The organism is Nereida sp. (genome assembly GCF_965655635.1).
GTDB lineage: Bacteria > Pseudomonadota > Alphaproteobacteria > Rhodobacterales > Rhodobacteraceae > Nereida.
On sequence record NZ_CBFHHE010000002.1, the window covers coordinates 24,996 to 38,093 of the forward strand.

The 13,098-nt window shown below is 53.3% G+C and carries 9 protein-coding genes and 1 pseudogene; 1 reads left to right on the top strand and 9 read right to left on the bottom strand.

Annotated elements, in window-relative coordinates:
- Positions 1–46: 46 nt before the first annotated feature.
- Positions 47–949: a bifunctional methylenetetrahydrofolate dehydrogenase/methenyltetrahydrofolate cyclohydrolase FolD gene (gene folD / locus ACTF5M_RS00900; RefSeq protein WP_438959237.1), complete on the top strand. Its 903-nt coding sequence runs from the start codon at positions 47–49 to the stop codon at positions 947–949.
- 4 nt (positions 950–953) lie between these two features.
- Here the strand turns inward: folD and pdeM are convergent, their stop codons facing one another.
- From pdeM to tldD, 9 genes and pseudogenes are all read right to left on the bottom strand, one after another.
- Entirely contained in the window at positions 954–1,613 is a 660-nt protein-coding gene (gene pdeM, locus ACTF5M_RS00905) for a ligase-associated DNA damage response endonuclease PdeM (protein ID WP_438959238.1), read from the bottom strand.
- Between the two features lie 38 nt (positions 1,614–1,651).
- A complete protein-coding gene (locus tag ACTF5M_RS00910; RefSeq protein ID WP_438959239.1) occupies positions 1,652–4,087 on the bottom strand; it encodes a ligase-associated DNA damage response DEXH box helicase in 2,436 nt (811 codons plus the stop codon).
- Positions 4,088–4,246: 159 nt separating this feature from the next.
- Complete coding sequence (locus ACTF5M_RS00915) at positions 4,247–5,512, bottom strand: pilus assembly protein N-terminal domain-containing protein (protein WP_438959240.1); 1,266 nt, start codon at positions 5,510–5,512, stop codon at positions 4,247–4,249.
- A gap of 493 nt (positions 5,513–6,005) precedes the next feature.
- On the bottom strand, positions 6,006–6,629 hold the full coding sequence (locus ACTF5M_RS00920) for a 3-oxoacid CoA-transferase subunit B (protein ID WP_438959241.1): 624 nt from the start codon (positions 6,627–6,629) through the stop codon (positions 6,006–6,008).
- 1 nt (position 6,630) lies between these two features.
- The gene (locus ACTF5M_RS00925; RefSeq protein ID WP_341246394.1) at positions 6,631–7,326 is read right to left on the bottom strand and encodes a CoA transferase subunit A; all 696 of its coding nucleotides are present in this window, start codon (positions 7,324–7,326) and stop codon (positions 6,631–6,633) included.
- A 230-nt stretch (positions 7,327–7,556) separates the two neighbouring features.
- Positions 7,557–10,169, bottom strand: coding sequence for a type I DNA topoisomerase (topA, locus tag ACTF5M_RS00930; RefSeq protein WP_438959242.1), 2,613 nt, complete (start codon positions 10,167–10,169; stop codon positions 7,557–7,559).
- A gap of 160 nt (positions 10,170–10,329) precedes the next feature.
- The gene (locus tag ACTF5M_RS00935; RefSeq protein ID WP_438959329.1) at positions 10,330–11,010 is read right to left on the bottom strand and encodes a DNA-processing protein DprA; all 681 of its coding nucleotides are present in this window, start codon (positions 11,008–11,010) and stop codon (positions 10,330–10,332) included.
- Positions 11,011–11,102: 92 nt separating this feature from the next.
- Positions 11,103–11,558 (bottom strand): annotated as a pseudogene (locus ACTF5M_RS00940) (DNA-processing protein DprA); the annotation flags it as partial.
- Between the two features lie 103 nt (positions 11,559–11,661).
- Positions 11,662–13,083: a metalloprotease TldD gene (tldD, locus tag ACTF5M_RS00945; RefSeq protein WP_438959243.1), complete on the bottom strand. Its 1,422-nt coding sequence runs from the start codon at positions 13,081–13,083 to the stop codon at positions 11,662–11,664.
- Positions 13,084–13,098: the final 15 nt, after the last annotated feature.

Genomic DNA, 13,098 nt, shown 5'->3' on the forward strand with positions numbered 1-13,098 from the left:
TTTGACCTTCGGTGAGGATATTTGAAAACAAAAGAAGAGATGAAAAATGACTGCTACAGTTATTGACGGTAAAGAATTTGCAGCGCGCGTACGTGCCAAAGTGGCCGATCACGTCACACGCCTGAAAGACGAAAACGGCATTACACCTGGCCTTGCGGTTGTGCTGGTGGGCGAAGATCCGGCAAGCCAAGTCTATGTGCGCTCCAAAGGTAAGATGACTGTCGAAGTTGGCATGAATAGTTTTGTACACAAGCTTGACGTGAATACTTCGGAAGAAGACCTGCTTGCTCTGATTGAAAAGCTAAACAACGATCCTGCGGTACACGGCATTTTGTGTCAGCTGCCGCTGCCAAAGCATTTGGATGAAGACCTTATTATCAACTCGATTTCTCCTGCCAAGGACGTCGACGGCTTCCACATTTCTAATGTTGGGCTGCTCGGGACTGGGCAAAAATCAATGGTGCCTTGTACGCCGCTTGGTTGTTTGATGATGCTGCGGGATCATCATGGCTCGATCAGTGGGATGAATGCTGTGGTGATCGGACGTTCCAATATCGTGGGCAAACCGATGGCCCAACTTTTGCTGCATGACAGCGCCACGGTGACCATTGCACATTCGCGCACGAAAGATTTGGCTGATGTTGTGCGGGCGGCTGATATTGTTGTTGCTGCAGTCGGGCGTCCTGAGATGGTGCCTGGCGATTGGATCAAGCAAGGTGCGACTGTGATCGATGTGGGCATTAACCGAATTGACGCGCCTGAAAAAGGTGAGGGTAAAACCCGCCTTGTGGGCGACGTTGATTACGCCAGTTGTGCCGAAGTGGCCGGTGCTATCACGCCGGTTCCGGGCGGCGTTGGCCCCATGACAATTGCCTGTTTGTTGGCCAATACGGTTACGGCGTGCTGTCGCGCGAATGGCCTTGCGGAGCCAGAGGGCCTTACCGCGTAATTATCTAACGCGGCATCGGAATTTCAATCGGCGTGGGTCCTGTTAAAATGGCCCGCGCCGTTTTTGTGAATAGTTGGCTCAAAGCCGGGTCTGTTGTTTTTAGCCCGCCCGTATAGGTGCCGAATGACGGTAACATGAGGTGGCATTCGTCATAAAGAAACGCTGGGCGCGTTACAGCCCGCCCACGTAGATTGATCGTTGCCTTGGGATGATAGTGCCCAGATATTTCGCCGGTTTTTGGTGTGGCGATATGTGTAAATATCAGCCTGTCATGCGTCAGCTGAGCGATATGCGTGCCACCAAACGCTGTTTCGCCCGCATCATGATTTCCCTCGATCCACGTCCACATGCGGCCTGCTTGCAGCCGTGTGATCCATGTTTGATGCCGCTCATCAAGTTGGCCTGCGGCAGTTAAGTCATCGAAGCTGTCACCAAGACAAACCACATGGGCCGGGTTAGTTTGATTGATTGCCGTGTCGAGGCGACTGAGCGTGTCATCGGTCTCATAGGGGGGAAGCAACGACCCGCCGCGCCGCGCGATACGCTCGGATTTTCCAAGATGGAGATCAGACACGACTAGCATGTTCTCAGCGGGCCAAAACAGCGCGCCGTCGCCGCGCGCCTCTAGGGTGTAACCTTGAAAAATGAATTGGTAGCTTGCCATGTGGTTGTCGTGCCGCGTTCTGTGCGCAGCCGCAAGGGTTAGAAAGGTACGGCCCATCTTTTTGGTGCCGTCGTTGGCACACCTGCCGCTGACATCAGGCGTTCTGCCTCATCTGCCATAAGCCGTTCTTCCGCCAAGCCGCGCACGGGTACACGGCCTGCTTCCAAAACGAGGGGCGCAGACAGGGGGCTGATCCGACCCAGGGTGATCAGGTCGATGCGGTCTTCCACGCGGCTTAACATTTGCTCAATTCGGCCAAAGTCGACCAAGCCGCGCATGGCCTCTTCGCGGGTGATCTGCATCATTACGTGGTCTGGGTCATATTTGTGTAACGTGTCGTATAGGATGTCGCTGCTAAAGGTCGCTTGGCGGCCCGATTTGCGTGCGGTCGGCAAGTTGCGTTCAATGAGACCTGCTATGGTTGCGCTTGCTTTGAAAGTTCGCTTCATCACGGCGTTGCCCGCCAACCATGTCTCAAGACCGTCACGCATTGTGGCGGGATTAAGCATTTGATGTGGGTTGGTTACGGGATCAAGCGACCAGATAAGTGTGGCATAGTCGGTTGCCACAAAACCCAACGGGCCCAGACCTGCCTCTTCCATCTTGTTGGTCAGCAAAAGGCCAAGGGTCTGTTGTGCATTGCGGCCCGCAAAACCGTAAATCACTGTCTGCGCGCGCCCGTCGTGGGGAAAACTCTCGATCATCAATCGGTCGGGTGAAGGAAGCTGGCTAGCTTTTCGTTGAAGGTTCAGCCAGTCGCGGGTGGCGGGGGGAAGCTCGGGCCAGTCTTGTTGTTGGAACATCATCAAGATGCGCTCGGAAAGTTGGGTGGATGTGGCAAACTTGGTGCCCAGAAACGTTGCAATCTTTGGTTTGTCACCGCCGCGTCGTGTGACTTCAACGGTCATCTCGCGCAGCCCCTCATACCGAACAACTTGGCCACCAATCAAAAACGTATCGCCCGCGGTGAGTGTTGCAGCAAACCCTTCCTCAACCTCGCCCAAAGGTTTGCCGCCCATGCGGTTCTTTAGTCTTACTCTAAGCGTGTCGGTATCTTGAATGGTACCAATGTTCATACGGATCCGCTGACTGGCGCGCGGGTCGCGCAATTGCCAGTTGCCGTCTGCGGTCTGTAGTAATCGCTGCCACCGATCGTAGGCACGTAAGGCATAGCCACCGGTGGCACAAAATTCCAAACAGTCATCAAATTGCGCCCGTGATAGCGCGGTATAAGCGCCTGCGCTTATGATCTCAGCATAAAGGTCATCGGCGTTAAACGGGCCCGCACACGCCCGGATGAGAATGTGTTGGCATAAGACATCACGGGGGCCACTGCCGCGCGGGTCACCATCAAGATCATGATCCCGTACGGCGTTCAGTGCCGCGATACATTCCATCACCTCAAAGCGGTTCGCGGGAACCAGCCGTGCTTTGGAAGGCGCGTTGTATCTGTGGTTGGCGCGCCCGATCCTTTGGACAAGGCGTTTGACGTTCTTTGGGGCACCGAGCTGAATGACCAAATCAACGTCGCCCCAATCAATCCCAAGGTCGAGTGAGCCTGTGCACACAACGGCTTTCAGAGCGCCCGTAGCCATGGCGCTTTCGACTTTTTCACGCTGCTCTCGCGCTAAGCTGCCATGATGGATGGCGATCGGCAGCTGTGCCTCATTGGCCAGCCATAAATCATGAAAGAACAGCTCGGCTTGAGCGCGGGTGTTGTGAAAGATTAGTGTGGTTTTGTGCCGTGCTATTTCACGAAGGACACTTGGTATCGCATACCGCCCACCAGAGCCTGCCCAAGGAGGCGCTTCATCAATTTCCAGCATTTCAATATCTGGCGGGGCACCGGCCTCGGCGTGTAAAATTTTGCACGGATCAGGGTGACGCGCCATCAGATGCGCAATCGCGGCAGGGTCTTCAACGGTGGCGGACAGCCCAACACGGCGAAGATCAGGACACATTGCTTGCAAACGACTGAGAGCCAGAAATAACTGATCCCCACGTTTGGATTCCGATAATGCGTGGATTTCATCAATGACAATCCGCTGTAGGCCTTTGAACATGCGCGGCGCATCGGGATAGCTGATCAAAAGCGCGAGGGATTCTGGCGTGGTCAACAGGATGTGGGGCGGGTCAGCGCGTTGGCGCTTTTTCTGGGTTTGTGTTGTGTCGCCGGTTCGGTCTTCAATGCGGATGGGCAGGCCGATTTCATCGACGGGTGTTCGAAGGTTGCGCTTGATATCCGCTGCCAGAGCTTTGAGAGGGCTTACGTAAAGCGTGTGGAGCCCCTTGTGCTCGGTCGTCGCTAACTCGGACAGGGTGGGCAGAAAACCAGCCATGGTTTTGCCACCCCCCGTTGGCGCGATGAGCAGCGTGGCGGGATCATCGGCACAGTCCAACATGTCCTGTTGGTGCTGGTGCAAGTGCCATCCGCGCGCCGAGAACCACACTTTTATCTGGTTTGGTAACTCCATGCTTTAGTAGATAGATTTCCTTTTCGAAAATCTATGTTTCTAGTGAGTTTACTTACGAATCTGTTGTACCCTTAGTCATCAAGTTTGGATATCGTCGCGTCATTGTCAGGAAATCAGTGACAGATCGGACCTCACATAATCCGCTTGGTTTGGGAGGAATTATTCGTCTTTCGAGCTTGTGATACTTGGCGTGATAATAATTGCGAGTTCTGATTGGCTGTTTAGGAAATCAGGGCTTTCGAAAATTGAACCAATAAAAGGGATATCACGAAGGATATTCTTATGACTGGCAAGCTTTTTCAGATCATCTTCTATGAGGTCAGTGATCATTATACTTTGGTCTTCAAAAAGCCTCATGGTTTTGCTGACGGTTCGGGTCTGAAAATCATTATGTTCAAACGTTTTTTTGTTGATCTGGCTCACATTTTCGATGCTCGATGCTGATAATGTCGCTGCTAGCTCGAGTAAACTACCTTCTCCAATGTGAGGTTGTATTCTTAAATGTATTCCAAGAGGCTTGGCCTTAACCTCGACATCACCATTGATGTTGTTAATGGGCATTAAAAAATCACGTTTTGCTAACAAATCTAAATATTCGCCTTCAGATATTTCGACTTCGGTCTCAGTTAAGGCCCTCACCACACCCTTTTGCTCCAATGCATGAAGCAGCATCTCGATGTCATCATCGTTTGTATCTAGTACTGATATTGTAGGCTTGAAGGCGTTAGCCGTAAAATTTGTAGGGTCCGAGCTCTGATCCGTCTTTTCAGTCCTTGGTAAGACTGGTTGTTTATTTTGCTCCCTAGCGCTACTTTCGTCCACGAAAGAGCTTTCCAACATCAATGAGTTAAGCGTTTTTCTGACATTGTGACGCATTTCTGTAAGCCGGATAGACAGTCTCACACTAACTGGTTCTGCAATTCGCATCAAATTTGAGGTTGCTTCCGGAGCGTATCTTTGGGCTAAGTTCATCGCTCGCGCAATATTTTTGGTGGAAGATACGAGCCCGTATAGTACGATCCCATCGTTGGCCGTGTTAACTTCGATTTTTTCATTCGGAAGAATTTCTGCCAGACGTTGCTTAAGTTCCACTATGTCTGGTGTCACATGGACATTCACGTTTGTAATTAGTGCGCCTTCTTTGTCTAAAAATGTAATGGTCGTTTGCCCTAATGTCTTGCCAAGTATGTATACTGTACGATGGGATATTGTCGAAATGTCGGCAATGTTTGGGTTTGCAATACTTAGTTCAGCAAAAGGCTCAGCTGCTTTAACAACAACAGCTTGATTTTTGGTTACATAGATAGCACTTGAAGGTGCGCCTGATAAAGTCTGCAAGACTTCAGCAGAGACATTGGAGCCAAAGAGATGCGTCAGAAGCAATGTAATAGTAAGTATCATCTTGCTAAAAGTAAGTGTTTTCACCGCGTCTGCCCATTAATTTGCATTTACGTTATGAGAATGTAATTTGTATCGCTTTGCAATCGAGTAACAGCATTGCTGAGTTTTATGCCATGATTTCTTCAATCTTTTTGGCCATGTTCATGTTAACGATTTTAACGTACACGAATAGCCGGGATCCAATTGAGGTTCTCTCCATTAGTTACAGATGGACCAAGTCAATTAGTTAACCCACCAAAGTCATGGTGTGACAACCGTTGTAACCATTAAGTTCAATGCTGAATTGATAACAGGATTTCAAGTGCGCTGAATGTGGTGAAACTGCCGTACCATGAGCCGTTTGGCTGTAAAGCTTGATGCCGAACTTGATCGCATGCGGCGGTTTGCAGGGCTTGATCGGATTATCTGGCAAAGTGAGCGTGGCTAAGCTGTGCCTTCGACAAAGGGCGCACCATTGGCGCGCCCATTTTTTCGGCTAGATACGTCCGTCTCTAACGGGATCGGTGCCCCAAGCCTGTTAAACAATCGTGGCTTGCGTTGCTGCGCGTAGTTGTTCTTCGCTCACGCCTTCGGCGGTCTCAACTATCCGCAGACCGCCCTCTACCACGTCCAAAACGCCCAAGTTGGTGATGATGCGGTCTACCACTGCTTGGCCCGTTAAAGGCAGGGTGCATTTCTTAAGCAGCTTGCTGTCACCGTGTTTGTTGGTGTGATCCATGACCACCACAACACGGCCCACACCAGCCACCAGATCCATCGCGCCCCCCATGCCTTTGACCAGCTTGCCCGGGATCATCCAGTTCGCCAGATCACCGTTCTCATCCACCTCCATGGCGCCCAGAATGGCCATGGCAATCTTGCCGCCGCGGATCATCCCAAAGGAAGTAGCGCTGTCAAAGTAGGCAGTGTTGGGCAGCTCTGTAATGGTCTGCTTGCCTGCGTTGATTAAGTCGGCGTCAACTGCGTCCTCGGTCGGGAAAGGGCCCATACCAAGCATGCCGTTTTCTGATTGCAGCGTCACCTCAACGCCCTCAGGAATAAAATTCGGTACCAAAGTGGGAATGCCGATCCCGAGGTTCACATACGTGCCGTCTTCAAGCTCAAGTGCTGCGCGTGCAGCCATTTGATTGCGATCCCACATGTTATGCGCTCCTCACGGTTCGTTGCTCAATCCGCTTTTCATGCTCGCCTTGGATCAAGCGGTGCACGTAGATGCCGGGAAGGTGGATGTGGTCGGGGTCAAGGCTGCCGACGGGCACAATTTCTTCTACTTCCAGCACACACATCTTGCCGCACATAGCCGCTGGCGGATTAAAGTTGCGCGCTGTTTTGCGGAATATCGCATTGCCAGTCTCATCGGCTTTCCATGCCTTCACGATGGATAAATCGGCAAAAATGCCTTCCTCCATTATGTAGGTTTCTCCGCCAAAATCGCGGTGGTCTTTGCCTTCTGCAATCACGGTGCCTACGCCAGTTTTGGTGTAAAATCCGGGAATACCACAGCCGCCCGCGCGCATCCGTTCAGCCAAAGTGCCTTGGGGGTTAAACTCCAGCTCCAATTCACCCGACAGGTATTGGCGCATAAACTCGGCGTTTTCGCCAACGTAGGACGAGATCATTTTCTTGACCTGACGGGTTTGCAGCAAAATCCCGATGCCAAAATCATCAACGCCGGCGTTGTTGGATGCAAAGGTCAAATCCTTTGTGCCCGCCTCCTTGATTGCCTGCAATAGCAACTCGGGAATGCCGCACAGCCCGAACCCGCCGGCCGCAATAAACATGCCGTCGCGCAAAACACCCTCAAGAGCACTCGCCGCGTCTGGATAGATTTTCTTCATCAAACCGACCTCTAAATTTCTATCATATAGAAAGCGTCCAGCAGCAGAGAGTCAATGCGCTTGCAGCATAAATTGCAACCGGTTGCAATTTGAGGTGAGGAGTTGAGTCGCCGAAGGTGCTTAGTTCATAAATGCATCAAAGAAATGAATTGAAACGGCACGAACACCTGACTTCGCGAGCCCAGATAAAATGAAGCCACTAAACCCGAGGTTAGGCTGACGGCTTTCAATTACTTTTTAGGGGCTGCTTTCTCTTTGGCAGCTGGTTTTTTCGCCGTAGCCTTCTTCGCCGGAGCTTTCTTTTTCGCTGGCGCGCGTTTCTTCGTGCCCTTTTTAGCCTCTTTTTCGGCAATCCATTCAAGCGCCATATCGATGTTAACATCTTCGGCGTTGGTCTCTTTGGGAATGGTCGCGTTTACTTTCTCCCACTTGACGTAAGGACCATATTTACCCTCGCGGATTGAGATGTTCCCGCCATCGGGGTGATCGCCTAAATCCTTTAGAACTTTGGCTGGCGCGCCACGCCCTCCGCGGCTGGCAACTTTTTCGGCTAACAGTTGAACCGCACGGTTCATGCCAACTTCCCAAACCTCATCAAGGCCCTCAAGGTTGGCATTGGTTCCGCCACGGTCCGAGGTTGTTTCAGCGTGCTTGAGGTACGGTCCGTAGCGGCCAATATTAGCCCATACATTTACGCCATCTTCGGGGTGCGGGCCGATCAAGCGGGGCAGGGCAAGCAATTTGACCGTTGTCGCAAGGTCCAACTCCTCTGGCTTCCATTCTTTGGGCACAGATTGGCGTGGTGGCTTTTTGTTGTCGTCCGTCACTTCGCCGCGCTGTGCGTAGGGGCCAAAGCGTCCTTTGTGGATCCAGATGTTATCGCCTGCATCCTCACCCAACAACTTACCTTCGGGCGGGATAGCACTTGCTTCTGCCTCGGGGTCCGGTGGGCCGAAGGGACGGGTGTATTTGCATTCGGGGTATCGTGAACAGCCAATAAACGCACCACCGGCGCGTGCGGTGCGCATAGATAAGCGGCCTTGTTCACAATTGGGGCATAGACGTGGGTCTTTGCCGTCGCCTTCGTCTGGGAAGATATGCGGTGCAAGGACGTCGTTGATTTTCTCCAGCACATCCGTAATCGAGTTGTCCATCGCCTCATCAATCGTCGCTTTGAAGTCGCGCCAGAATGTATCGAGTAGCTTTTTGTAGTCTGCCTCGCCTGCGCTTACGTGGTCGAGTTGCTCTTCAAGAGACGCGGTGTAGTCATAGCCTACGTATTTGCGGAAATAATTTGTCAGAAACGCAGTAACTAAGCGGCCTTTGTCCTCAGGGAAGAGGCGGTTCTTGTCCTTGCGCACGTATTCGCGGTCCTGAATGGTTGTCACGATCGAAGCGTATGTTGAGGGGCGGCCAATGCCCAACTCTTCCATCCGCTTGACCAGTGTTGCCTCAGTATAGCGGGGCGGTGGCTGCGTGAAGTGTTGCTCGGGGGTGACAGAGGCTTTGGTCATCGCCTCGCCCTCGTTCACTTGGGGCAGGCGCTTATCGTCATCATCAACAACAGCGTCGTCATCGCGGCCTTCTTCATAGACTTTCAAGAAGCCTTCGAAAATCACAACTTGCCCTGTAGCGCGCAACTCGACCTGACCATCAGCACTCCCAAAATCAACGGTTGTGCGCTCCATTCTGGCGGCAGACATTTGGCTGGCGATGGTCCGTTTGTAGATCAGGTCATACAGCTTGCGCTGATCTGCCTCGGTTACTTTGATGTCGTCCGCGCTGCGCATCATGTCTGTGGGGCGGATACATTCGTGAGCTTCTTGTGCGTTTTTGGCTTTGTTTTTGTACATGCGCGGGGAAGCCGGGACGAAATCTTCGCCGAACTTGGTCTTGATTGCTGCGCGGGCTTCGTGAACCGCTTCGGGAGCCATGTCGATGCCATCGGTCCGCATATAGGTGATAAGACCGGCTTCATAGAGACGCTGAGCGGCGTTCATAGTTTGCCGTGCGCCCATGCCAAACTTGCGGCTGGCTTCTTGTTGCAGGGTCGATGTCATGAACGGGGCAGAGGGGTTGCGGCTTGTAGGTTTGGCCTCAACCGACTTTACCGAGATATCGCGGCTGTTGATCGCTTGCTGGGCCAATTCGGCCTGCGTTGCGTTTTCAATGTCAAATTTATCGAGCTTCTTACCGGCCAGAACCGTCAGGCGCGCTTCAACCGATTTGCCGCGTGGTGTTTCAAGCAGTGCTTCGACTGACCAATATTCGCGGTTCTTAAAGACCTCGATTTCCATCTCGCGCTCGACGATCAGCCGCAGGGTGACTGATTGGACGCGGCCCGCAGATTTCGCACCAGGCAGGCGGCGCCACAATACGGGCGACAGTTTGAAACCAACCAGATAATCAAGCGCACGACGGGCGAGGTATGCCTCGACCAATTCCGTGTCAACTTGGCGCGGGTTCTTCATTGCTTCGGTGACGGCGGTTTTAGTGATTGCGTTAAACACGACGCGGCTAACTGGGGTATCTTTCTTAAGGATTTTGCGTTTGCGCAGGGCTTCCTCAAGGTGCCAAGAGATCGCTTCACCTTCGCGGTCGGGGTCGGTTGCAAGTATCAAGTTGGGATCATCTTTGAGCGCGTCAGCAATTGCTTTGACGTGCTTTTTGGACGCGCTTGCGACTTCCCATTGCATTTCAAAATTGTTCTCGGGGTCAACCGAGCCATCTTTGGGTGGCAGGTCGCGCACGTGGCCGTAACTGGCCAAAACAGTGTAATCGCTCCCCAGATAGCTGTTGATGGTTTTCGCTTTTGCGGGGCTCTCTACAACAACAACTGGCATGATGGTCCTAACGACTCGGAAGGGAAATTAAGTTCGCACGTAGATGTGGTGGTGAGGGGGTGCTTGTCAACACAACTCGTACATGGGCGGTGTTTGACCGCATTCATACAAGGGCAACCTAACGTTAACATTACATGAACAAGCGCGTGGCTTATTGTTCCTAAGGCCGGTCAGGGGGCGCAGATATCATTCTCCCATGGTGACGGATGATGTGACCTTCGATCTCAAGCTCAAGCTCAAGCATGGCCGCGCCGATCTGGGCTGGATCGTGATGGTTCTGACTGTGTGCGACATCGCGAGTTATTTGATCTTGTGCGGCAGGGGTTGGTCCGAGCCGTGACAGGATTTGAGCATGCAAATCTTGCGTCTTTGCTTTGCGCGTTGATGCCGCGTCGATGCGTGTTTGTGATATGGCAGAGTTTGTCAGTGTGAGACTATTTTGCGCACTTGTGGTTTTCGGTTGTGGCGAAGTTTGCTGCGTACCAAGGACTTCTAATACATCGGCGGCGTTGCGAATTAAAGTAGCCCCGTCACGCAGCAAAATGTTGCAGTCGGACGCGCGTGCATCAAAGGGGTGACCGGGCACGGCCAACACATCGCGGCCTTGATCGGCGGCGTTGCGGGCGGTGATCAAGCTGCCGGATTTTGCGGCGGCCTCAACCACGATCACGGCCTGTGCCAAGCCGCTGATGATACGGTTGCGGCACGGAAAGTGGCGTGCGGTTGGTCCAAGCCCCATTGGCACTTCAGAGAGGAGCAGACCGCGTCTGGCAATATCGTGATGAAGCTGCGCGTTTTCAGTCGAATATATATAGTCAACGCCGCCGGTTTGGACGGCAATTGTTCGGCCTCCTGATTGATGGCTGCTCGCATCAAGGGCACTTTGGTGGCGGCAGTATCAATTCCGCGCGCAAGTCCTGAGACAATTGTGATGCCAGCTTCAACCAATTCAGCCGCAATTTTCGGGGCAAGACGCATCCCAAGTGAAGACGCGTTTCGCGATCCAACCATGGCGACACAGGGGGTTTGCAGCGCATTTAAGTTGCCCACGGCCCAAAGAACGGGCGGCGCATCGGGTATGGCTTTAAGGTGCGCGGGGTAGGCGGCGTCTGCTACGGTAAGCAATGTTGCACCTGCGCGCTTAGCTGCAGCAATTTCGGCAAGTACTACTTGTTTGGGGCACGCAAGGTATCCACGCACTCCGGCTGCACCAGCAATATCAGGAAGTGCGTCGAGCGCAGTATGCGCATCACCATGTTCACCTATCAGCCGGTAGAATGTGGCAATACCAACCCAGCGTGAGCGTAAGAGACGGAGCCACGCGATGCGATGTTCTTCCATGGTGGGTGGGAGTAGGGGGTGATTGGAAGAAGGGGTGTCTTCGTTCATCCGTCGCTCCGTCAGCTTACAGAATCACATCTACCGCGAACGGGTTAACGTAGCATTACTCGCCTTAAAGCTGTGGAAGCGTCCTTGCGCCGCGTATATCGACTTATGTGGCCGACCCGCCCACCGTCAGGCCGCCAATCATCAAGCTCGGCTGTCCCACACCTACGGGCACCCATTGGCCCTGCTTGCCGCAAGACCCCATGCCCGGATCAAGGGCCATGTCATTTCCGATGCCACGAATTTGTTTCATTGCGATTGCGCCGTCGCCAATAAGGGTCGCACCTTTGACCGCCTCGCCCACAACGCCGTTTCGCACGCGGTAGGCTTCGGTACACGAGAAAACAAATTTGCCGTTAGTAATGTCCACTTGGCCCCCGCCAAAGCCCACCGCATAGATGCCGTCTTTAAGGTCTGCCACCAAATCCCCGGGGGCGGTATCGCCTCCTAGCATATAGGTGTTGGTCATCCGTGGCATGGGTATGTGTGCATGCGATTGACGGCGACCGTTGCCCGTGGGTTCAACACCCATCAAACGGGCGTTTTGGCGGTCTTGCATGTAGCCTACCAGAATGCCGTCATCGATGAGTACGTTCTTGGCTGAGGGTGTGCCTTCGTCATCAACGGTGATTGAGCCGCGACGATCAGGGATGGTGCCGTCATCAAGAACTGTCACGCCTTTTGCCGCGATTTGCTGGCCCATGAGCCCTGCAAAAGCAGACGCACCTTTGCGGTTAAAGTCCCCTTCAAGCCCGTGGCCCACGGCCTCATGAAGTAAGATCCCCGGCCAGCCGTTGCCCAGAACCACATCCATAATGCCTGCGGGCGCTGGCACTGCATCAAGGTTGACTAGGGCGACGCGTAACGCCTCACGAACCATCGGTTGCCAGTGGGTCGGATCAATAAGCCCGTCCATAAGATAGCGCCCGCCCCCGCCAACACCGCCGCTTTCGCGACGCCCTTGGTCTTCTACGATTACCGAGATGTTGAGCCGTGCCATGGGGCGGGCATCACGGGTGATCGCCCCATCAGGGCGCATGATTTCGACTTCTTGAAACGAGGCCGACAAAGTTGCGCTGACTTGCACGATGCGGGGATCAAGTGCGCGGGCAAAGGCGTCAATCTCGGCCAATGTGTCTACTTTGGCCGCAAAAGCGATCCCGTCGAGTGGGTTTTCATCAGTGTAGAGTTTCTTGTTGGTCCCTGCAGGTGCATCGGCCAATACGCCACCGCCGTCACCAACGGCCAGGCGGGCGGTTTCAACGCAGCGCGCTATGGCTGCTTCGGAGATTTCAGAGCTATGTGCATAACCTGCCACTTCTCCGCGCACGGCGCGCAACCCGAATCCCTCCGAGCCGTTATAGGAGGCGTTTTTCACGCGGCCGTCATCAAAAACGATGGATTCAGTGCGGGAGCGTTCTAGAAAAAGTTCGCCGTCATCGGCGCCTGCGGTCGCGGTTTGCAGCTGTGAAAGCGCTGCATTTGCGTCTAAAGCTGTTCCAAAAGGGCGGAAAGGCGCGTCAGTCATAAGCATCCCTACGTG

Bases quoted from the DNA above. Each gene is read 5' to 3' on its own strand.
- ACTF5M_RS00920 (WP_438959241.1), bottom strand. From the start codon at position 6,629: ATGTGGGATCGCAATCAAATGGCTGCACGCGCAGCACTTGAGCTTGAA.
- ACTF5M_RS00925 (WP_341246394.1), bottom strand. From the start codon at position 7,326: ATGAAGAAAATCTATCCAGACGCGGCGAGTGCTCTTGAGGGTGTTTTG.
- pdeM (WP_438959238.1), bottom strand. From the start codon at position 1,613: ATGGCAAGCTACCAATTCATTTTTCAAGGTTACACCCTAGAGGCGCGC.
- folD (WP_438959237.1), top strand. From the start codon at position 47: ATGACTGCTACAGTTATTGACGGTAAAGAATTTGCAGCGCGCGTACGT.
- topA (WP_438959242.1), bottom strand. From the start codon at position 10,169: ATGCCAGTTGTTGTTGTAGAGAGCCCCGCAAAAGCGAAAACCATCAAC.
- ACTF5M_RS00910 (WP_438959239.1), bottom strand. From the start codon at position 4,087: ATGGAGTTACCAAACCAGATAAAAGTGTGGTTCTCGGCGCGCGGATGG.
- tldD (WP_438959243.1), bottom strand. From the start codon at position 13,083: ATGACTGACGCGCCTTTCCGCCCTTTTGGAACAGCTTTAGACGCAAAT.